This is a genomic window from Metabacillus dongyingensis, assembly GCF_019933155.2.
Taxonomy (GTDB): Bacteria; Bacillota; Bacilli; order Bacillales; family Bacillaceae; genus Bacillus_P; species Bacillus_P dongyingensis.
Genome location: NZ_CP082944.1, coordinates 3,781,367 through 3,801,230, shown reverse-complemented (window position 1 = coordinate 3,801,230; position 19,864 = coordinate 3,781,367). Strand labels below are relative to the sequence as shown.

General features: G+C 40.8%; 21 protein-coding genes and 1 other annotated feature. Of the genes, 17 read left to right on the top strand and 4 right to left on the bottom strand.

What is annotated here, in order from left to right:
- Positions 1–33 precede the first annotated feature (33 nt).
- The 5 genes from infC to K8L98_RS18885 all read left to right on the top strand — a co-directional run bounded on the left by infC (position 34) and on the right by K8L98_RS18885 (position 2,326).
- Positions 34–552 carry a translation initiation factor IF-3 gene (infC, locus tag K8L98_RS18905; RefSeq protein ID WP_180850219.1) on the top strand — a complete coding sequence of 173 codons (519 nt, stop codon included), beginning with the start codon at positions 34–36 and terminating at the stop codon, positions 550–552.
- A 21-nt stretch (positions 553–573) separates the two neighbouring features.
- Positions 574–774, top strand: coding sequence for a 50S ribosomal protein L35 (gene rpmI, locus K8L98_RS18900; RefSeq protein ID WP_029279195.1), 201 nt, complete (start codon positions 574–576; stop codon positions 772–774).
- 27 nt (positions 775–801) lie between these two features.
- Positions 802–1,161, top strand: a complete 360-nt coding sequence (rplT, locus tag K8L98_RS18895) for a 50S ribosomal protein L20 (RefSeq protein WP_223437118.1) — start codon at positions 802–804, stop codon at positions 1,159–1,161.
- A 230-nt stretch (positions 1,162–1,391) separates the two neighbouring features.
- Complete coding sequence (locus K8L98_RS18890; RefSeq protein WP_223437116.1) at positions 1,392–1,661, top strand: DUF1294 domain-containing protein; 270 nt, start codon at positions 1,392–1,394, stop codon at positions 1,659–1,661.
- Positions 1,662–1,717: 56 nt separating this feature from the next.
- Positions 1,718–2,326 carry a TVP38/TMEM64 family protein gene (locus K8L98_RS18885; protein ID WP_223437114.1) on the top strand — a complete coding sequence of 203 codons (609 nt, stop codon included), beginning with the start codon at positions 1,718–1,720 and terminating at the stop codon, positions 2,324–2,326.
- A 6-nt stretch (positions 2,327–2,332) separates the two neighbouring features.
- Here K8L98_RS18885 and K8L98_RS18880 read toward each other — a convergent pair whose 3' ends face one another.
- Positions 2,333–2,728, bottom strand: coding sequence for a sigma-w pathway protein ysdB (locus K8L98_RS18880; RefSeq protein ID WP_223437112.1), 396 nt, complete (start codon positions 2,726–2,728; stop codon positions 2,333–2,335).
- A gap of 138 nt (positions 2,729–2,866) precedes the next feature.
- Between K8L98_RS18880 and K8L98_RS18875 the strand changes: the two genes are divergently transcribed.
- The gene (locus tag K8L98_RS18875) at positions 2,867–3,355 is read left to right on the top strand and encodes a dUTP diphosphatase (protein WP_223437110.1); all 489 of its coding nucleotides are present in this window, start codon (positions 2,867–2,869) and stop codon (positions 3,353–3,355) included.
- A gap of 62 nt (positions 3,356–3,417) precedes the next feature.
- Positions 3,418–4,503 carry a M42 family metallopeptidase gene (locus K8L98_RS18870; RefSeq protein WP_223437108.1) on the top strand — a complete coding sequence of 362 codons (1,086 nt, stop codon included), beginning with the start codon at positions 3,418–3,420 and terminating at the stop codon, positions 4,501–4,503.
- 34 nt (positions 4,504–4,537) lie between these two features.
- Here the strand turns inward: K8L98_RS18870 and sspI are convergent, their stop codons facing one another.
- The gene (sspI, locus tag K8L98_RS18865; RefSeq protein ID WP_029279208.1) at positions 4,538–4,750 is read right to left on the bottom strand and encodes a small acid-soluble spore protein SspI; all 213 of its coding nucleotides are present in this window, start codon (positions 4,748–4,750) and stop codon (positions 4,538–4,540) included.
- 274 nt (positions 4,751–5,024) lie between these two features.
- Here sspI and K8L98_RS18860 point away from each other — a divergent pair, with 274 nt between their 5' ends.
- The 3 genes from K8L98_RS18860 to pheT all read left to right on the top strand — a co-directional run bounded on the left by K8L98_RS18860 (position 5,025) and on the right by pheT (position 10,090).
- Positions 5,025–5,783: a TrmH family RNA methyltransferase gene (locus tag K8L98_RS18860; RefSeq protein WP_223437106.1), complete on the top strand. Its 759-nt coding sequence runs from the start codon at positions 5,025–5,027 to the stop codon at positions 5,781–5,783.
- Between the two features lie 538 nt (positions 5,784–6,321).
- Positions 6,322–6,564, top strand: a binding site (T-box leader).
- Between the two features lie 62 nt (positions 6,565–6,626).
- A complete protein-coding gene (gene pheS, locus K8L98_RS18855; protein ID WP_223437104.1) occupies positions 6,627–7,661 on the top strand; it encodes a phenylalanine--tRNA ligase subunit alpha in 1,035 nt (344 codons plus the stop codon).
- Between the two features lie 14 nt (positions 7,662–7,675).
- Complete coding sequence (gene pheT / locus K8L98_RS18850) at positions 7,676–10,090, top strand: phenylalanine--tRNA ligase subunit beta (protein ID WP_223437102.1); 2,415 nt, start codon at positions 7,676–7,678, stop codon at positions 10,088–10,090.
- A gap of 53 nt (positions 10,091–10,143) precedes the next feature.
- On the opposite strand, the gene bioA is transcribed toward pheT, so the two are convergent.
- A complete protein-coding gene (bioA, locus tag K8L98_RS18845) occupies positions 10,144–11,523 on the bottom strand; it encodes an adenosylmethionine--8-amino-7-oxononanoate transaminase (RefSeq protein ID WP_223437100.1) in 1,380 nt (459 codons plus the stop codon).
- A gap of 141 nt (positions 11,524–11,664) precedes the next feature.
- On the opposite strand from bioA, the gene K8L98_RS18840 reads away from it, so the two are divergent.
- Together K8L98_RS18840 and bioD are read left to right on the top strand one after the other, a co-directional pair.
- Positions 11,665–12,258, top strand: coding sequence for a biotin transporter BioY (locus K8L98_RS18840; RefSeq protein ID WP_223437098.1), 594 nt, complete (start codon positions 11,665–11,667; stop codon positions 12,256–12,258).
- Positions 12,255–12,971, top strand: coding sequence for a dethiobiotin synthase (gene bioD / locus K8L98_RS18835; protein ID WP_223437096.1), 717 nt, complete (start codon positions 12,255–12,257; stop codon positions 12,969–12,971). The genes K8L98_RS18840 and bioD overlap by 4 nt, the downstream gene beginning before the upstream one ends.
- Before the next feature lie 26 nt (positions 12,972–12,997).
- Here bioD and rnhC read toward each other — a convergent pair whose 3' ends face one another.
- Positions 12,998–13,936 carry a ribonuclease HIII gene (gene rnhC / locus K8L98_RS18830; RefSeq protein WP_223437094.1) on the bottom strand — a complete coding sequence of 313 codons (939 nt, stop codon included), beginning with the start codon at positions 13,934–13,936 and terminating at the stop codon, positions 12,998–13,000.
- Between the two features lie 105 nt (positions 13,937–14,041).
- Between rnhC and zapA the strand changes: the two genes are divergently transcribed.
- From zapA to K8L98_RS18805, 5 genes are all read left to right on the top strand, one after another.
- Positions 14,042–14,314, top strand: coding sequence for a cell division protein ZapA (zapA, locus tag K8L98_RS18825; protein WP_070876341.1), 273 nt, complete (start codon positions 14,042–14,044; stop codon positions 14,312–14,314).
- Between the two features lie 8 nt (positions 14,315–14,322).
- A complete protein-coding gene (locus K8L98_RS18820; protein ID WP_223437092.1) occupies positions 14,323–14,865 on the top strand; it encodes a CvpA family protein in 543 nt (180 codons plus the stop codon).
- A gap of 134 nt (positions 14,866–14,999) precedes the next feature.
- A complete protein-coding gene (gene polX, locus K8L98_RS18815; RefSeq protein WP_223443590.1) occupies positions 15,000–16,724 on the top strand; it encodes a DNA polymerase/3'-5' exonuclease PolX in 1,725 nt (574 codons plus the stop codon).
- A gap of 29 nt (positions 16,725–16,753) precedes the next feature.
- On the top strand, positions 16,754–19,111 hold the full coding sequence (locus tag K8L98_RS18810; protein ID WP_223437090.1) for an endonuclease MutS2: 2,358 nt from the start codon (positions 16,754–16,756) through the stop codon (positions 19,109–19,111).
- A gap of 21 nt (positions 19,112–19,132) precedes the next feature.
- Positions 19,133–19,537 (top strand): DUF350 domain-containing protein, encoded by a 405-nt coding sequence (locus tag K8L98_RS18805; RefSeq protein WP_223437088.1) that lies wholly within the window; start codon positions 19,133–19,135, stop codon positions 19,535–19,537.
- Positions 19,538–19,864: the final 327 nt, after the last annotated feature.

Here is a 19,864-nt window from a genome sequence, read left to right as displayed (position 1 = left end):
ATCTGTTCAGTTAAAAATCCTTGGAGGTGGCTAATTATTAGCAAAGACATGATGGTAAACGATGGAATTCGCGCTCGTGAGGTTCGTCTGATTGGTGCAAATGGCGACCAGCTTGGAATTAAATCTCGCCAAGAGGCGCTTGAGATTGCTGCCAGATCGAATCTTGATTTAGTTTTAGTTGCTGCAAACGCGAAACCACCTGTATGTCGTATTATGGACTACGGCAAATTCCGTTTTGAGCAGCAAAAGAAAGATAAAGAAGCACGTAAAAATCAAAAGATCATCAGTATTAAAGAGGTTCGCTTCAGCCCGACAATTGATGAGCATGATTTTAACACAAAACTTAAGAATGCACGCAAGTTCCTTGAAAAAGGAGACAAAGTGAAAGCTTCTATCCGTTTTAAAGGCCGTGCAATCACTCATAAAGAAATTGGTCAACGTGTTTTAGACCGTTTTTCTAAAGCTTGTGAAGATTTAAGTACAATTGAGTCACATCCGAAAATGGATGGACGCAGCATGTTCTTGGTTCTAGCACCTAAAGTAGAAAAGTAAAGATACGAGGAGGAATACCTTATGCCAAAAATGAAAACTCATCGCGGCGCTGCAAAGCGTTTCAAAAAGACTGGATCAGGTAAATTAAAACGTTCACACGCTTATACTAGCCATTTATTTGCTAACAAATCTACAAAAGCAAAACGCAAACTTCGCAAAGGCACTTTAGTAAGCAAAGGCGACTTCAAACGCATCCGTCATTTATTAGATAATATTAAATAATTCGTTTTCACATAGGAGGGAATTGACATGCCAAGAGTAAAAGGCGGTACTGTCTCACGTCAAAGACGTAAAAAAGTTCTTAAATTAGCTAAAGGTTATTACGGTTCAAAACATACATTATACAAAGTTGCTAACCAGCAAGTAATGAAATCATTAATGTATGCTTACCGCGATCGCCGTCAGAAAAAACGCGATTTCCGTCAGCTTTGGATTACTCGTATCAACGCAGCTGCTCGCTTGAATGGTCTTTCTTACAGCCGTTTAATGCATGGCTTAAAGCTTGCTGGCATCGAAGTAAACCGCAAAATGCTTGCTGAGCTTGCTGTAACTGATGCTCAAGCATTTGCTCAATTAGCAGACGCTGCTAAAGCAAAATTAAACAGCTAATCGCTGCAGAAAGGTCATTCTCACCGTTTGAGAATGGCCTTTTTTCTCATTATTTTAAAATGGATAAGGAAGATAGAATTTTGCGCTTGGATGGCAAGCGGAAGCGCCTGACACCTCGGTCAGAACAATTCCGTCAATATAGTCAAACCCGGATTTTTCTGCCGGATTCTTATCTGTCATGACAGAGTTAAACGGGCACTTGCGCTTTTCTTATAGAAAGGATGAAGATGATGGCGCTTTTGATCAGTTATTACATATTGCTGAATATTTATGGCTTCTATTTAATGGGAGCAGATAAAAATAAAGCTAAAAAGGGACAATGGAGAATTAAAGAAAGCAATCTTTGGCTTATTGGCTTCATTGGGGGAGCGATCGGGCTGACAATTGGAATGAACGCTTTCAGACACAAAACGAAGCATCAATCTTTTGTTGTCGGTCTGCCTGCTTTGATGATTATTCATCTCTTCCTGTTGGGCTATTTTTTATTTAAGATGTCATAATACTGCTTTGAATTAGATACAATTTAGTACACACGATTCTCACAAAAAGTCATCTTATGAACTGCATGAAAGAGGTGAGGACAATCGATCTTGCAACTTCTGCAGTCGTTTCAACGGTTCAGTCAACAGGCTTTCTAGCTCCGCTTTTTTTTATCTTTATGCACATTTTAAGACAGTTTTTGTTCATTCCTGTAGTTGTCATCTGCATCATTGGCGGAATTTTATTTGGCACTCAATTTGGTACCTTTTATTCCATTATTGGCCTGACTGTCGCAAGCATAAGTTTTTATACCCTATCTAAACAATTTCCTTCTTTTTTGGAACGTTTTTCAGGATTAAAGAAAAAATGGCTTGGAAGCTATACGAGACTTTCTGTAGGGCAAATTATTGTACTCAGAATGATCCCGTTCGTTAACTTTTCCATTTTATCGTTATGTATCCTTGATCGGTCGACTTCATTTAAAGACTACGCAAAGCTTTCATTTTGGACTCATATACCTGCAGCTTTTTGTTTTACATCTTTTGGGGCATACTTTGGGAAATTCTCTCTTGTTACAACAATCGTATTAATTGGTACACTGATTTTATTTGTCTATTTGCTGAGAGAAAAAAGAGTTATTATAAAATGGCATGATTTTTTTGCAAAAACCATGCAAAAGCCGTGACCTATGTCACGGCTTTTGGGTTTTTAACAAGAATTCTTTCACGGGACTTTTCCAATCAAGAGCAGCATGAGGATATCGTTCCCTCACTTTTTCTTCTACAAATTCAAAATCAGAGAGGGAGAGCCCTTGAAGTTTACTTAGGCTGCCGGTCCAAATAAAGATGGATACAACCTCAAACGCCTGATCCGTTGTTCCAAGGTATTTCTCGCCTTCGAACAAAACACCCTTGTAAGTCAACAAGAAGTTTTTGCGCACGTTGTCACGCTCATCAAGCAGAAAAAACTGCTTTTTTTCCTGTGCAAGCTCAAGCTTCCGCTTGGGATTCAGCACATATTTTGCTAGGGAATAAAGGACAAAGACAATAAGAACAAGCAAAAGTAATCGTAACAGGATTACTATCATGGCAGTGCCTCCCAAACGTATTTTGTTACAATACGAATGAAGCATTCATAAGGTTTCAGTTTTTTTATATATGATTAAATTTTTTTGAAGTAAACAAGTGTAAGTGGTAAACTTGGCGGAGTATAGGAGTGATAAACAATGAATTTATTGAAATTATTTGAGATGCAGAAGGAACTTGATTCGAAAATTGAAAAACAGCACGGCCTGGAAGAGGAATCGCTGCTAGAAAAGAAAATTTTAGCTTTGCTTGTTGAAGTTGGCGAACTTGCCAATGAAACAAGGTGCTTTAAATTTTGGAGTTTAAAACCTCCAGCTGAAACTAGTGTCATTCTTGAGGAGTATGTGGATGGCATACATTTCATTTTATCGCTTGGAATTGAGATTGGCATGACAGAGAGTAATGAATTTGAACTGTTCGATGAAGGTGTTTCTTTAACAGCACATTTTGTTCATGTATATGAAAAGATTGCGCAGTTTGAAAAAAGCCATTCTGAAGAACACTATCTAGAACTGTTTCAGCAGTATCTTTTGCTTGGAAAAGTTCTTGGATTTTCAGCTGAAGAAATTGAGGCTGCTTATGTAAAAAAGAATGAAGTAAACCATGATCGTCAAAAACAGGGCTATTAAGATTTTGAATTACTTTCCAGTGTTTAGTATAATAGGAAATAGTAAAAGAGGGGGGTAAATGAATGGCGAAATTAGATGAAACACTGCAGATGCTGAAAGATTTAACAGATGCAAAAGGCATTCCCGGCAATGAAAGAGAGCCGAGAGAAGTCATGAAGAAATACATAACGGCATATGCCGATGAGGTAACAACAGACGGTCTTGGGAGCTTAATCGCCAAAAAAACAGGAAAAGAAGGCGGCCCGAAAATTATGGTTGCCGGCCACTTAGATGAGGTTGGCTTTATGGTCACTCAAATTGATGATAAAGGATTTCTTCGTTTTCAGACGGTAGGCGGATGGTGGTCACAGGTTATGCTTGCACAGCGTGTGACAATCACTACAAAAAAAGGAGATGTTACAGGTGTTATCGGTTCTAAACCGCCGCATATCCTTCCTCCTGAAATGAGAAAAAAACCGGTCGACATTAAAGATATGTTTATTGATATCGGGGCATCAAGCCGTGAAGAAGCAATGGAGTTCGGTGTATTGCCTGGAGATCAAATCGTCCCGTATTTTGAATTTACGGTTATGAACAATGAAAAGATGCTGCTTGCGAAAGCGTGGGATAACCGCATCGGCTGTGCAATTGCAATTGATGTCTTAAAAGGGCTGAAAGATGCTGAACATCCAAACGTTGTATATGGTGTGGGTACGATTCAAGAGGAAGTAGGGCTTCGCGGAGCACGTACGTCTGCACATGCTATACAGCCTGATATTGGATTTGCCGTTGATGTTGGAATCGCAGGTGATACACCAGGAATTTCAGAGAAGGAAGCATCAAGTAAAATGGGTGAAGGCCCGCAAATTATTCTTTATGACGCATCAATGGTGTCTCATAAAGGATTGCGTGATTTTGTTGTCGGTATTGCCGATGAACTCAGCATCCCATATCAATTTGACGCGATTGCAGGCGGAGGAACAGACTCAGGTGCAATCCATATGACAGCGAATGGCGTTCCTGCTCTTTCCATTACAATTGCTACTAGATATATCCATTCTCATGCTGCCATGCTGCATCGGGATGATTATGAAAATGCAGTGAAATTAATTACTGAGGTTATTAAACGTCTAGACGAAGAAACCGTTAAAACGATTACCTTTGATTAAATAACATAAAAATGCTGGGCAGTCTGCCCAGCATTTATTTCTTCTTTAAACCCTCTTCAAGAATCGTCAGCATTTCATTTTTCTCATCCTCGCTGGAATTCTGCCAGATTACTTCGAACAGAACGCCTAAGCCAGGAAGCATTTTTTCTTCGCCGTTTTGAATTGCATCTACAATCGTATCCTCAAGCTGACCTTGATCATTGCCTGATACATTTGAGATAATGGCATTTCTTAAATTTAAATCCATGATAATCACTCCACCTCTTATAATATTTACCTATCTATATCCTGCGTTATTTTGTGTTTTTTATGTATGTTTTATAAGATATAATATAGAAAAGTGAAAATGCCCGTTTAGCTCCGACAGACCGGAAAGGCTCCGCCATAAAAGCCCGGTTTTGACATTTATGGCGAAGCCGTTCTGGACAAGAAGTTGGGCGGTCAGCAGACAATAGTTAAAAGCAGAATATTAAGGTCCATTAATTATATAGAAGAAAAGCGGCTATAAAGGAGCAGTAATCGTGAAACGAATTGAATCTGTACAAAATCAAAAGGTAAAGCAATGGCGTAAATTACATACCAAAAAAGAACGTGACACAACGAATACATTTTTAATTGAAGGCTTGCATTTAGTAGAAGAAGCCTTAAAAGATAAATCAGTGATTAAAGAATTGATCATTTCAGAAGAAGCATCCATTCCATCACATTGGAATGCGGATGATCTGCCGATTATATATGTCACGAAAGAAATCATGAAAGCAATCTCTGAAACAGAATCCCCGCAGGGTGCAGCTGCAGTCTGTGTTCAATCAGAAAAGCACGAAATAAGTGCCTGGAAAAAGGTCGTGCTGATAGATGCCATTCAGGACCCGGGCAATCTGGGAACAATCATCAGGACTGCAGATGCAGCAGGGATGGATGGGGTCATACTTGGAGACGGAACCGTGGATGCATACAATTCAAAGGTTGTCCGTTCCAGTCAGGGATCAATCTTTCATATTCCAATCGTAAAAAGAAAATTGAATCAGGCAATCCCAGAGCTTAAACAGCAAAATGTCTCTATATATGGAACCTCGCTTCAAAATGGCGTTGATTATCGTAAAACCGAAGCAGCACCTTCATTTGGTCTGCTTATTGGCAATGAGGGAAGCGGAGTAAATAAAGAATATCTTCAGCAAACTGATCAAAATCTTTACATTCCGATTCTAGGAAAAGCAGAATCCTTAAATGCAGGAATTGCAGCGGGCATTCTAATGTATCATTGTATTGGGAATCAATAAAAATAGTGAAATTTTCTCAACTTTAAATTTACGGAGCTAATAAATTTGGAGTTTTTACAAAATAGAAAAGAAAACGGCTAAACAAAAATAAACGGCTAAATTAATTCCAGAATCCGCTAAATAAAACGGATGTTCCGCCAGTAAATATGAAGTTTTGGCTAATAAAATTTCATATTTGGCTAAATGTTCTGCCAATCTGAGCTTGGTTAGCAGTTTTATTAGAGATTTTAGAAGTCATGCCGCTTTTCGCTTTGCCTCCTAGCCCCTCGGTCAGGAACGCAATCCCCGATAAAGTCAAACCCGGACTTTTCCGGGGATTTTTTATCTGTCATGCCTGAGCTAACCAAGCGGTTCCGCTTTTCGGTGTTGTCCAGCTCCATCGCCCAGCTCCTCTGCCAGAACGGATCCGCCAGTAAAGGCAAAAAGCGCCTTTTCTGTCGGATCCTTATCTGTCATGCCTGAGCTAACCGGGCGATTCCGCTTTTCTAGTCTTGCATGAACATATTCTTTTCATTATAATAAGATACAGTTACATACTCTAACAGTGATGATAGAGAAGAGTAGTTTACGGGAGCGTCAATCAGGGAGAAAATGCCGGTGACTGAGAGCATTTTTTTGACAGCAGTAAATGAATTCACCTCTTTAGCTGGCATCAGGACCATTCGGTTTTTGAATGTAAAGATGTTCCGGATCAATTCCGTTATCTTAGAACGAAGTGAACAGCTGTTTCTTTTTGGGCTGTTAACAAGGGTGGTACCGCGATATTCAACTCGTCCCTTTTTTGGGCGGGTTTTTTATTTTGGAAAAAAATGAGCAATCATTTGAAATAAAGGAGGAAACAGCATGCAGGAGCAACTGAAACAGCTTCAGTTAGAAGCACTTGAAAAAATACAAACAGCTAATGATTTAAAAAGCCTGAATGACATCCGTGTCTCATACTTAGGCAAAAAAGGACCGATTACAGAAGCGCTTCGCGGTATGGGAAAACTATCTGCAGAAGAGCGTCCGTTAATGGGTGCCCTTGCAAATGAGGTCCGCGAAAGCATTGCAACAAGCATTGCAGCAAAACAGGAGGGACTGGAGGAAGCTGCGGTTGAGGAAAAATTGGCAGCAGAAACAATCGATGTAACACTTCCTGGGCGCCCGGTCCGATCAGGAAACCATCATCCTATTACAGCAGTTATTGAGGAAATTGAAGATCTTTTCCTCGGAATGGGTTATTCAGTTGAAGAAGGCCCTGAAGTTGAAACGGATTATTATAACTTTGAAGCATTGAACCTTCCTAAAGGACATCCTGCAAGGGATATGCAGGATTCATTCTACATTACTGATGAAACGCTGCTTCGTACACACACATCCCCGGTTCAGGCTAGAACGATGCAAAAGTATAAAGGGCAAGGTCCTGTTAAAATTATCTGTCCGGGTAAAGTGTACCGCCGCGACAACGACGATGCGACACATTCTCATCAATTCACTCAAATTGAAGGGTTAGTGATCGATGAAAACATCAGCATGAGCGATTTAAAAGGAACACTGGAAGCCTTTGCTAAAAAGATGTTTGGAGAGGACAGAGAAATTCGTTTGCGCCCAAGTTTCTTCCCATTTACGGAGCCTTCAGTCGAGATTGATGTTTCATGCTTTGCATGCGGAGGACATGGATGCAATGTATGTAAGGGAACTGGCTGGATTGAAATTTTAGGTGCAGGAATGGTTCATCCGAACGTGCTTGAAATGGCTGGATTTGACTCGAAAAAGTACAGTGGATTTGCATTTGGAATGGGACCTGAGCGCATTGCGATGCTGAAATACGGTATTGATGATATTCGCCACTATTACACCAATGATGTACGTTTCTTAAAACAATTTAAAAGAGCATAAAAGGAGGTTTACCGATGTTTGTTTCATATAAATGGCTGCAGAATTACGTTGATCTCAGCGGAATATCAGCAGAAGAACTGGCAGAAAAGATTACTAGAAGCGGGATTGAAGTAGAAGGTGTTGAAGCGCTGAACGAGGGTATGAGCGGTGTTGTCATCGGTCATGTACTTGAAAAAGAACAACACCCTAATGCAGATAAACTGAACAAATGTTTAGTCGATGTCGGGGGAGAACTGCCTGTACAAATCATTTGCGGTGCTGCAAATGTCGATAAAGGCCAAAAAGTAGCAGTTGCAACTGTGGGTGCAGTTCTTCCTGGAAACTTTAAGATTAAAAAAGCTAAGCTGCGCGGTGAAGAATCAAACGGAATGATCTGTTCTCTTCAGGAGCTCGGAATTGAGTCAAAGCTTGTGGCAAAAGAATTTTCTGAAGGGATTTTTGTATTCCCGAATGACGTTCAGCCAGGTGCAGATGCTCTAGCTGAACTGAGCCGAGATGATCAGATTCTTGAACTGGGGTTAACTCCGAACCGTTCAGATTGCTTAAGCATGCTTGGTGTCGCACACGAGGTAGCGGCGATTTTAGGAAGAAGTGTCACATATCCTGATCTTACACATGAGGAAGCTTCTGAAAAGGCATCTGATTTTATTACTGTAGCTGTAGAGGCTAAAGAAGAGAATCCTTTATATGTAGCTAAAGTGATCCGCAATGTACGAATTGCTCCATCACCTCTTTGGCTTCAAACAAGGTTAATGGCTGCAGGAATTCGTCCGCACAATAATGTTGTGGATATTACCAACTATGTATTAATCGAATACGGTCAGCCATTGCATGCATTTGACTATGACCGCTTAGGTTCAAAAGAAATTCTTGTTCGTCTTGCTGAAGCAGGGGAAGAAATCATCACACTAGATGGACAGAAACGTGTCCTTACGCATGAACATCTTGTTATCACAAATGGCAAAGAGCCTGTTGCTCTAGCAGGCGTGATGGGCGGAGAAAATTCTGAAGTTCATTCAGATACAACAACGATCCTGCTTGAGTCTGCGTACTTCAACGGTCAAACCGTCCGCAAAGCTTCCAAGGATCATGGGCTTCGCAGTGAAGCAAGTGCGCGTTTTGAAAAGGGCGTTGATCCAAACCGTGTCCGCGCTGCAGCAGAACGTGCAGCCCAATTAATGATGGAGCTTGCAGGCGGAGAAGTATTAAATGGATCTGCAGAAGTGAACTGTTTAGAAGCAGAGCCTGCTGTTGTCAGCATTCATGTGGATAAAATCAACAAAGTGCTCGGAATGAACATATCAGTCAATGAAATTCAGTCGATCTTCACTCGTCTTGGCTTTGAAATAAAGGAAGATAACGGAACGTTTACAGTTACTGTTCCGACAAGACGCGGAGACATTACGATTGAAGAAGATTTAATTGAAGAGGTAGCAAGACTGTATGGCTATGATAATATTCCATCAACATTCCCGGTCAGCGCATCTTCACCAGGCAGACTGACTGAATATCAGTCTAACCGCCGCAAAGCTCGCCGTTATCTGGAAGGAGCAGGCTTGTACCAGGCGATTACGTATTCTTTAACAAGTGAAGAAAAAGCATCTCAATTTGCTCTTGAAGCATCAGATTATACTCGTCTTGCTATGCCGATGAGCGAAGAGCGCAGCGTACTCCGCTTAAGCTTGGTTCCGCATTTGCTGGAAACACTGAAATACAATCTTGCTCGTCAAAATGACCAAGTAGCGCTTTATGAAATGAGTTCGGTTTTCATTTCAAATGGAGCAGGAGAACAGCCTGTTGAAAAAGAGCGACTAAGCGGTGCTGTTACTGGTTTGTGGCATTTAAATCAATGGCAGGGCGAAAAGAAGCCTGTTGATTTCTATGTAGTAAAAGGAATTCTTGATGGATTGTTTGATGTCCTTGGGCTGAAAGAGCAAATCACATACAAACAAGCTAAGCGAGATGGGCTGCATCCGGGACGTACCGCAGAAATCTTGCTAAATGGGATCACTGCAGGATTCATCGGCCAAGTTCATCCAAAGCTTCAAAAACAAATGGATCTAACTGAAACATATGTATTTGAACTTGCTTTACAGCAGCTGCTGGAGACGAATCTGGAAGAATTAAAGTTTTCCGTGATCCCTCGTTTCCCTTCAATGACAAGGGATATTGCCCTTGTTGTTGACAGAGAAATTGTCGCAGGAGATCTTAAAGAAACAATTTCTGAAGCAGGCGGAAAGCTTCTAAAAGAAGTGTCTGTATTCGATCTATATGAAGGGGATAAACTGGAAGAAAATAAAAAGTCGCTCGCCTTCTCTCTGCGCTATTTCGACCCGGAGCGCACATTAACTGATGAAGAAGTAACGAAGGCTCATGAAAAAGTGCTTCGTGCAGTTGAAGAGAAATACGCAGCTGTGCTGAGAGGTTAATGAATCATATGAAAAGCAGTGAAATCTAATGAGATTTCACTGCTTTTTTGCATTCAGTTTTTCTCTGTAACGTCTCTGATCGACTGATAAAGTATGGCAGTCATCTCTTCCAATTCCTCTTTTGCTGCTGCAAGCGGAGGCATAAATACAATGACATTTCCCAGAGGTCTGAGGAGCATGCCAAGCTCCCTTGCACGTCTGCAGACTTTAACTCCCACCCTGTCCTTCCAATCAAACGGCTCGGCTGTATCCTTATCCCTGACTAATTCAATCCCGATCATAAATCCTTTTTGCCGAATATCACCTACGTGGGCTAATTGCGAAAAAGCTGTTAATTGACTTGCCAGATATTCTGACATGATCTCCACTTCCTGTATTAAATTCCGCTTCTCTATTAATTCAAGATTTGCAATGGCAACAGCACACCCTAAAGGGTTTCCGGTGTAACTGTGGCCATGGAAAAACGTTTTTTGCTCCTCATAGTCTCCTAAAAATGCTTTGTAAATCTCTTCAGAAGCAACTGTAATTGCGACAGGAAGATACCCGCCTGTCAATCCTTTTCCAGCTGTTAAAAGATCAGGAGTGACATGCTCGTGCTCACATGCAAACATTTTCCCTGTTCTGCCAAACCCTGTAGCGACTTCATCCGCTATCATCAGAACCTCATATTTTGTACAAAGCTCTCTCACGCCTCTCAAGTAACCTTCAGGCATCACAATAATTCCGCTTGCACCTTGTACAATCGGTTCAATAATCAGCGCAGCAATTTCATCAGAACGCTGTGCCAATAGAGTCTCTAACTCTTTTAACGATTCATGAACGATGACAGTTTCAGAATTTCCGTATGGTGAGCGGTATACTGAAGGGTAAGGAATTTTAATGCAGTCAAAAAGCAGGGATGAATAGGCTTTATGAAAGAGGTCGATGGCTCCTACTGAAACCGCGCCAATCGTATCTCCATGATAAGCATCCTTCATAGTGATAAATTGTCTCTTAGTTTCTTTTCCTTTATGCTGCCAGTATTGGAAGGCCATTTTAACGGCAATCTCTACAGAAGTTGCACCTGAGTCTGAATAAAACACTTTGCTGAGACCTTCAGGCATAAGTTTAATGACTTTTTCTGCCAAAAGAATAGCAGGAACATTGGCCATTCCAAGCAGGGTAGAGTGTGCTACTTTATCCAGCTGCTGTTTGATGGCTTCATTTAATTCTCTTATATTGTGGCCGTGCACATTTAACCAGATGGAAGAGACGCCATCCCAATATTCTTTGCCGTTTACATCAATTAGTTTAAGGCCTTTTCCTTCAGCGATAATAACAGGCTGATCCTCTATGTAATCTTTCATTTGGGTAAAAGGATGCCAAATATATTGCTTGTTCTTTGCTGCCAGTTCTTCGTAGGTAATTTCAGCGAGTGCCGGACTTTTATACATGGTTTGCCCCCTTTAAAAATATTGTTATAACTCTATCGTATAGACAGCAATCAATATATGTCAACCAAAAATTAATTTAGTTGACATATATATTTTACTGTAGATAAAATGAAGACAAATAAAAGGAAAGGAAGAAAAAGAATGAAGCGTTCGCTGTCGGTTTATTCCATTTCAGTTGTATCAATGTTTGCAGCTTTAACAGCAGTAGGAGCATTTATAAAAATACCGATGCCGGTTATTCCATTTACATTGCAGATTCTATTTGTATACCTTGCAGGTGCTTTACTGGGCAGCAAGCTTGGAGCAATGAGTCAATGTCTTTATATTGCAATCGGACTTTCCGGACTGCCGGTATTTTCAAGCGGTGGCGGTCTTTCTTATATTTTCCAGCCGACATTCGGTTATTTAGTGGGATTTGCTGCCGCCAGTTTTGTCATTGGCTATATCCTTGAGAGGTGTAATCAGCCGAAGCTGAAGCATTTTCTGTACGCTCATTTTACCGGTCTTATCATTGTTTATTTGTTCGGTGTAGGCTATTTATATCTCTCGTTAAACACATGGATTGGAACAGGGATTTCTTTTGGTGCAGCATTTTACAGCGGTTTTTTGCTGAGTATATTCGGCGACTTGCTTCTTTGTTTTGGAGCTTCGCTATTAGCATTAAGATTGTATAAATCCGTGCGCAGGCCTTTAGAAAAAGGTCGAGTGTCCTATTCAGGGGCAGCTAAGGGATGAGCGGAATATTTGTTACCGGTACAGACACAGGCATTGGCAAAACGTTTGTAACGGCGTATTTACTTGGAATTCTTCAGCGTTCCGGGATAAAAGCCGTACCGTACAAACCAGTTCAAAGCGGCGGAAGGCTGGAGGAGGGTATTCTTGTCGCAGAAGATATTGAAGAATATCGTCTGGCTGCAAATCTTCCGTACCAGCAAGATGAGCTTTGTACATACTGTCTGGAAGACCCCGTTTCACCCCATTTAGCCGCAAAAATATCAGGTGTTAAAATCGACAAGAATCGTTTGGTCAATCAATATATCAAGCTTCAAAAAGAAAATGATCTTGTGATCGTAGAAGGTGCAGGCGGTCTCGCAGTTCCTCTTGCCGAAAATGAAGATGAAATCTATTTAACGAAAGATCTTATTAAAGAGCTAGACATTCCTGTCCTGATTGTCACTCATCCCTCACTTGGAACGATAAATCATTCATTGCTGACTGCAGAATATGCCAAAAAAAATGGTATAGCCATTCTTGGATTTATCATCAACAATGTGTCTGAGGAAGAGTCTTTAATGGAACAGGACAATGTGCGGATGATTGAAATTTTGAGCGGGGTGCCTGTGATTGGGAAAATTCCATACTCAAAAGGAAAATTTGAAAGTTTATTAAATAGAGAGTCTCTTATTTCCCTGGAACAAATCGTGAAAAAAAAGCGGCAAAATCATTAAGATTTTGCCGCTTTTTTTATTAGGTTTCATCTATCCTTTTTTCTTGCAGCCAATTTTTTTGCTTTGTCTGTATTGGCAAAATGAAACTTTGTTAAGCTTCTTAATGTGCTTTCTCCTTTTTTCGCAATTATTGCTGCTGCAGCTTCGTCAACCTTCGCTCCAGCACCTTTAGGAAGTGTCATGCCAGCTTTTTCAGACAGACGATCCATCTCCTTAAGAAAGGCGTATCTTGCCAAAATAGAAGCTGCTGCAACCGCAAGGTGTATTCCTTCTGCTTTTGTGCTGAAAAAAGTATTTTCTTTACGGTAGGAAATGCCGCTGAGATGCTTGAAATAGATGGAAGGCTCTGCGAATTGATCGATCAGCACAGCTTCCGGCACTTCCGGCTCAATTTTGTCGTAAAGTTTGTTGATTGCCTGATTATGAAGGATGGCCTTCATTTTCCCCTGGGACATTCCGGTGTTCTGGAGCTGATTGTATTTTTCATTATGCAGGACCAGCAGACTGTAGGGTACTATAGATAGAAGATTTTTGGCAATGACTGAAATTTGTTTATCATTCAAATGCTTTGAATCTTTTACACCTAATTCCTGAAGCAGCGGAATCTGATCTTTTTTCACATAGGCTGCAACCACAGTGATCGGGCCGAAGAAGTCACCCGTTCCGACTTCATCCGATCCTATGATGGAGAGAGTGGATATGTTTGCCGGCGGACTAAAAACAGTAAGTGGCTTCGAAGGTTTCTTAGTAGTCTTTTGCTCAGGCTTAGACCACTTTTCTGCTTCTTCCGCTGCCAGATTACCCTGAAACAGAACTTTTCCAGACTTATAGGCAGTAATGGTGCATCCATTTGATTTAGCAGTAAATACAGCACCCGGCGGAAGCTTTGAGCCCAAATCCGAAGAGTAATAGGATTTCATTTTCAGGATGGTCGGCTGATCGATTTTAATAACGGCATTGGACAAGAGATGACACCTCTTTTAAAATAATGATTGATACTAGATATTGATTGGCATTATCTTTCCATTATACTAGATATCATGTTATGATAAAGATTAGGATTCTCAAGAATGGAGGATTTTTCGTTGGATAACCACTCAAAAAAGAAAACGACAGTTGATATATATGGACAGCAATTTTCAATAGTAGGCACGGAGAGCACAAGTCATGTGCGCCTGGTGGCTTCTATTGTTGATGATAAAATGCGAGAAATCAGCAGCAAAAGTCCTAATCTTGATATTAATAAGCTGGCAGTCTTAACTGCAGTGAATGTTGTGCATGACTATTTAAAATTAAGAGATGAATTTGAAAAACTAGAGAAACAAATCATAGAAAAGGATTGACGCGGTAAATGCTTGATATTGCACTTTTTATCATCTTGGCAATGGGCCTATTAGTCGGATTAAAACGCGGCTTTATTCTTCAATTCATACATCTTACAGGGTTTATCATCGCCTATATTGTAGCATATAAATACTTTGGTGTTTTGGCGCCAAAGTTAGAGCTGTGGGTTCCATACCCAACGCTTGGCGAGAGCGGATCGGCTATTTCCTTTTTTACAGGCGGAAATCTTGAAGATGCATACTATAGAGCTGTAGCGTTTGTCATTTTATTTATCGGCACAAAGATCTTGCTGCAAGTAGTAGGATCTATGCTTGATTTTGTTACATACCTTCCAATCCTTAAACAGCTGAATAAATGGGCTGGCGCCATTTTAGGATTTCTTGAAATCTATTTAATTCTTTTTATCTTGCTGTTTATTGGCGGGCTGCTTCCGGTTCCGGAAGTCCAGTCAGCAATGGGGGATTCTGGACTTGCAAAAGTAATCGTTCATCACACGCCGTATTTTTCTGATAAAGTTCAGGAATTATGGCTGCAATATGCACCGAATTAACTTCTCCTCCAATTAGGAGAAGTTTTTTTGGTAAAAAGACCTTTATCTCTTCTGTTGTACTTTTGCAGAAAAAATTTGTATCATTTTAAATGAACCGCAATAGATGGAAAAACGACTTGACCCGAGGTGATGGAATAATGAGCGTACATAAAAAAGATGTGATTAAATTACTTGAATATATAGCAGTACACATGGAACTTAAAGGAGAAAATCCATTTAAGATAGCTGCTTTCCGAAAAGCTGCCAATGCACTCGAAACAGATGAGCGGAGCTTGTCTTCAATTGAAGATTTTACAAAAATCGCAGGAATCGGAAAAGGAACAGCTGCGGTTATCACTGAGTTTATTCAAGCAGGCAAATCTGAAACCCTGGAGCAGCTTCAGTCAGAAGTACCGCAAGGGCTGATTCCATTGTTGAAACTCCCAGGACTAGGCGGCAAAAAAATTGCAAAGCTTTATAAAGAGCTTGGGGTAACGGACGTTGAATCTCTTAAAAAAGCCTGTCTTGAAGAAAAGGTTCAGAATCTTGCCGGATTCGGGAAAAAAACAGAAGAAAAAATTCTTGCTGCGATTGATGAAATTGGAACCCGTCCAGAGAGGCTGCCGTTATCATTTGCTCTGCCGATTGCTGAAGAAATTGAGACGTATTTGGAATCGTGTGAAGAGGTTCAAAAGTACAGCAGGGCAGGCAGTCTCAGACGAATGAGAGAGACTGTCAAGGATTTGGATTTTATTATCGCAACGGAGCATCCCCAGTATGTCAGAGATCAGCTCATAAAAATCCCTAATATCTCTGAAATCATTGCAAACGGAGACACAAAGGTCTCTGTTCAGCTGCAATATGAATATGAAATTGGTGTAGATTTTCGTTTAGTTACTCTTGATGAATTTGCTACGACACTTCATCATTTTACCGGTTCAAAGGATCACAACGTTAAAATGCGGCAGCTTGCAAAGGAACGCGGCGAAAAAATAAGCGAATATGGTGTTGAAAATAGTGAGACAGGTGAAATCACCACTTTTTCATCAGAAGAAGAATTTTACGCTCACTTTGATCTTCCTTTCTTTCCTCCTGAAATCCGGGAAGACGGGACGGAAGTAGAAAAATACATGAAGGATACTAAGCTGATATCTGCCGATGATATAAAAGGCGATCTTCATATGCACTCAACATGGAGCGATGGAGCTTTTACAATCAGTGAAATGGCAGAAGCGTGCAGAATGCGCGGGTATGAGTATATGGCTATTACAGATCATTCCCAGTACCTTAAAGTGGCAAATGGCCTGACTCCTGAACGATTGAAAGCTCAGCGGGATGAGATTGACAAATTAAATGAACAATATGAGGATTTTAAAATTTTTGCCGGAGTAGAAATGGATATTCTGCCGGATGGCACTCTTGATTATGATGATGACGTATTAGAAGGCATGGACTTTGTCATTGCATCCATTCATTCCAGCTTTTCTCAATCACAGGATATCATTATGCAGCGTCTGAAAACGGCTCTTGAAAGCCATCATGTGGATATGATCGCACACCCTACAGGCAGGCTGATCGGCAAGAGAAACGGATATGAGCCGGATGTTGAGATGCTGATTCAGCTTGCAAAAGAAACGAATACTGTTTTAGAGCTGAATGCAAATCCGAACAGACTTGATTTGAGTGCTGAGCACATTAAAAAAGCACATGAATCAGGTGTAAAACTTGCAATCAATACAGATGCACATAATATAGACATGCTTGAAGATATGAATACAGGAGTTTCAACAGCAATTAAAGGATGGGTGAAAGCAGAAAACGTAATCAATACTTGGGATCTGAATCAACTGCAATCCTTTTTTAACAGGCATAATAAGTAGCCCAAACGACAGCAAGGAGGCTGTATACCGTGCAGCAGCGTGTGTTTAAAGTATTGGAATTCAATAAAGTTAAAGAACAGCTTTTAAAGCATATATCTTCTTCTTTAGCAAAGGAAAAAGTGGAGAGGCTTGTTCCATCCACTGATTATGATGAGGTAAGAAAATGGCAGGAGCAGACTGATGAGGCAGCAAAAGTCCTCAGGCTGAAAGGAAATGCTCCCCTAGGCGGTCTCGTTGATATTCGCCAAAGCATTAAACGGTCTCAAATCGGCGGAATGCTGAATCCGCATGAACTGATGGAGATTGCCGGAACTCTTTATGCAGGCAAGCACATGAAACGGTTTATTGAGGACATGGTGGAAAATGGAATTGACCTCCTTCATTTGGACGGATTCGCGGCTGAAATTCAGCCGCTGCAGGAGTTAGAACAGCACATTCTTCACTGTATTGGTGATAATGGAGAGGTTCTCGATGGAGCAAGCGATGCTCTTCGTTCAATCCGGACATCATTAAGAACAACAGAATCCAGGGTTAGAGAAAAGCTTGAGTCGATGATCCGGTCCTCATCTGCTCAAAAAATGCTTTCTGATGCAATTATAACCATACGAAATGACAGGTATGTGATTCCTGTTAAGCAGGAATACCGTTCTGCATACGGCGGTATTGTCCATGATCAGTCTTCATCAGGAGCGACATTATTTATTGAGCCTCAGGTAGTGGTTGACTTAAACAACACGCTTCAGCAGGCGCGCATGAAAGAGAAAATCGAAATTGACCGCATTTTAACAGAAATTACTGCGAAAGTGGCTGAAGAAGCTGATCCACTTTTGATTAATGTGGAAGCGCTGAGCGAAATGGATTTTATGTTTACGAAAGCAGCGTACGCGAAAAAAATAAAAGCTTCAAAGCCAGAAATGAATAACAGCGGAAGAATTAAGCTGTTCAAAGCAAGACATCCGCTTTTGAATGCCGAAGAAGTTGTCGCAAATGACATTGAACTTGGCAGTGAGTTTACGACAATTGTTATAACAGGTCCGAATACAGGCGGAAAAACAGTCACCCTTAAAACGGTCGGTCTGTTTACATTGATGGCGCAATCCGGCCTGCAGATTCCATCTCTTGACGGCTCTGAGATGGCAGTATTTGAAAATGTATATGCTGATATCGGAGACGAACAGTCAATTGAACAAAGCTTAAGTACGTTTTCTTCTCACATGGTAAACATTGTTGATATTTTAAAACGCGTTGACAATAACAGCCTTGTGCTATTCGATGAGCTGGGCGCAGGAACAGATCCGCAGGAAGGCGCTGCACTAGCCATCTCTATTTTAGATGAAGTTCATCATCGCGGGGCAAGAGTGATCGCCACAACGCATTATCCTGAACTCAAAGCATATGGATATAACCGTGAAGGTGTTGTCAATGCAAGTGTTGAATTCAATATTGAAACATTAAGCCCGACTTATAAGCTTTTAATCGGCGTACCCGGCCGAAGCAACGCATTTGAAATTTCAAAGCGGCTGGGTCTAATGCAAACAGTTATTGACCGGGCAAAATCTCATATGAGTGCTGAGAGCAATGAAGTAGATTCAATGATTGCCTCGCTCGAAGAGAGCAAAAAACGCTCTGACACAGAGCTTACTGAAGCAGAACAGCTGCGCAAAGACGCAGAAAAGCTTCATTCAGAGCTGCAAATTCAAATTCTTTCTTTTAACGAAGAGCGCGATAAGCTTTACGAACAGGCAGAGAAGAAAGCGGCAGAAAAAGTGGAAGCTGCAAAAGCAGAAGCAGACTCCATTATCCGTGAATTAAGAAAGATGCAAAAAGAACACCGGACTGGTATTAAAGAACATGAATTAATCGATGCCAAAAAACGACTTGAAGAAGCGGTGCCTGAGTTTGAAAAAAGCAGCAAGCAGCTGAAAAGCAAGCCGCAGAAGCATCAGTATGCAGAAGGCGATGAAGTGAAAGTCATCAGCTTCAACCAAAAAGGGCATCTGCTGTCAAAAGTAGGCGACCATGAATGGCAGGTGCAGATCGGCATTCTGAAAATGAAGGTAAAAGAAGATGATCTGCAGTACATCAGCAGACCTAAGCCTGTTGAAACCAAGCCCCTTGCTATGGTAAAAGGCAAGGACTATCACGTCTCCCTCGAACTTGATTTAAGGGGCGAACGGTATGAGAATGCTCTCCTCAGGGTAGAAAAATATATGGACGATGCTGTGCTCGCAGGCTATCCTAGAATTTCAATTATTCACGGCAAAGGGACCGGAGCACTTCGAACAGGCGTGCAGGAATACTTGAAAAAGCATAGAAATGTTAAAAGCACGCGGTACGGGGAATCCGGCGAGGGCGGTTCAGGTGTTACGATTGTTGAATTAAAATAATCGAAATATGGGAGATAAGAAATGAATCAATTTTGGGAGAATGAATTCGTTCAGACAGCAGCATATTTTAGCGTAGTCATCTTATGCATTGTTGTGTTTTTGACCATTTTTGAACTGGTGACCAAATATAATAACTGGGATGAAATTCAAAAAGGGAATCTTGCAGTGGCAATGACGACGGGCGGAAAGATATTTGGAATTGCCAATGTATTCCGTTTTTCAATTGGGCAGCATGATACGCTGCTTGAGATGGTTGGCTGGGGAATGTTTGGCTTCATATTATTGCTTTTAGGCTATTTTATCTATGAGTTTCTAACGCCTAAATTCAGAATAGATGATGAAATTCAAAATGACAATCGTGCGGTAGGCTTTATTTCAATGGTGATTTCAATTGGTCTATCCTACGTTATCGGCGCAGGCATTTAAGGGGAGAAAACAGTGGAAACATTAGCAAAAGTACTGCTTGGAGTATGCGGTTTGTTTATTGTAATAGGCATTATCTTTATGGTTTTTTTCGCTTGAAAAATTTAATATTATGAAGAATATCCGGAATTCATGACATGAATCCGGATATTTTTTAATAAGATAAGGATAAAGTTCTGCGCATTGATGGCAACTCGGATGCGCCCAGCTCCTCGGACAGAATAAATACGCAGGAAAAGTTAAACCCATACTTTCCTGTCGGATCTTACATGTCATGACTGAACTAAACGGCCGCTTGCGCTTTTCTTCATACATTTAAAATAATTCAAA

Bases quoted from the DNA above. Each gene is read 5' to 3' on its own strand.
- rpmI (WP_029279195.1), top strand. From the start codon at position 574: ATGCCAAAAATGAAAACTCATCGCGGCGCTGCAAAGCGTTTCAAAAAG.
- rplT (WP_223437118.1), top strand. From the start codon at position 802: ATGCCAAGAGTAAAAGGCGGTACTGTCTCACGTCAAAGACGTAAAAAA.
- K8L98_RS18890 (WP_223437116.1), top strand. From the start codon at position 1,392: ATGGCGCTTTTGATCAGTTATTACATATTGCTGAATATTTATGGCTTC.
- K8L98_RS18885 (WP_223437114.1), top strand. From the start codon at position 1,718: ATGAACTGCATGAAAGAGGTGAGGACAATCGATCTTGCAACTTCTGCA.
- K8L98_RS18880 (WP_223437112.1), bottom strand. From the start codon at position 2,728: ATGATAGTAATCCTGTTACGATTACTTTTGCTTGTTCTTATTGTCTTT.
- K8L98_RS18875 (WP_223437110.1), top strand. From the start codon at position 2,867: ATGAATTTATTGAAATTATTTGAGATGCAGAAGGAACTTGATTCGAAA.
- K8L98_RS18870 (WP_223437108.1), top strand. From the start codon at position 3,418: ATGGCGAAATTAGATGAAACACTGCAGATGCTGAAAGATTTAACAGAT.
- sspI (WP_029279208.1), bottom strand. From the start codon at position 4,750: ATGGATTTAAATTTAAGAAATGCCATTATCTCAAATGTATCAGGCAAT.
- pheS (WP_223437104.1), top strand. From the start codon at position 6,627: ATGCAGGAGCAACTGAAACAGCTTCAGTTAGAAGCACTTGAAAAAATA.
- pheT (WP_223437102.1), top strand. From the start codon at position 7,676: ATGTTTGTTTCATATAAATGGCTGCAGAATTACGTTGATCTCAGCGGA.
- bioA (WP_223437100.1), bottom strand. From the start codon at position 11,523: ATGTATAAAAGTCCGGCACTCGCTGAAATTACCTACGAAGAACTGGCA.
- K8L98_RS18840 (WP_223437098.1), top strand. From the start codon at position 11,665: ATGAAGCGTTCGCTGTCGGTTTATTCCATTTCAGTTGTATCAATGTTT.
- bioD (WP_223437096.1), top strand. From the start codon at position 12,255: ATGAGCGGAATATTTGTTACCGGTACAGACACAGGCATTGGCAAAACG.
- zapA (WP_070876341.1), top strand. From the start codon at position 14,042: ATGGAGGATTTTTCGTTGGATAACCACTCAAAAAAGAAAACGACAGTT.
- K8L98_RS18820 (WP_223437092.1), top strand. From the start codon at position 14,323: ATGCTTGATATTGCACTTTTTATCATCTTGGCAATGGGCCTATTAGTC.
- K8L98_RS18805 (WP_223437088.1), top strand. From the start codon at position 19,133: ATGAATCAATTTTGGGAGAATGAATTCGTTCAGACAGCAGCATATTTT.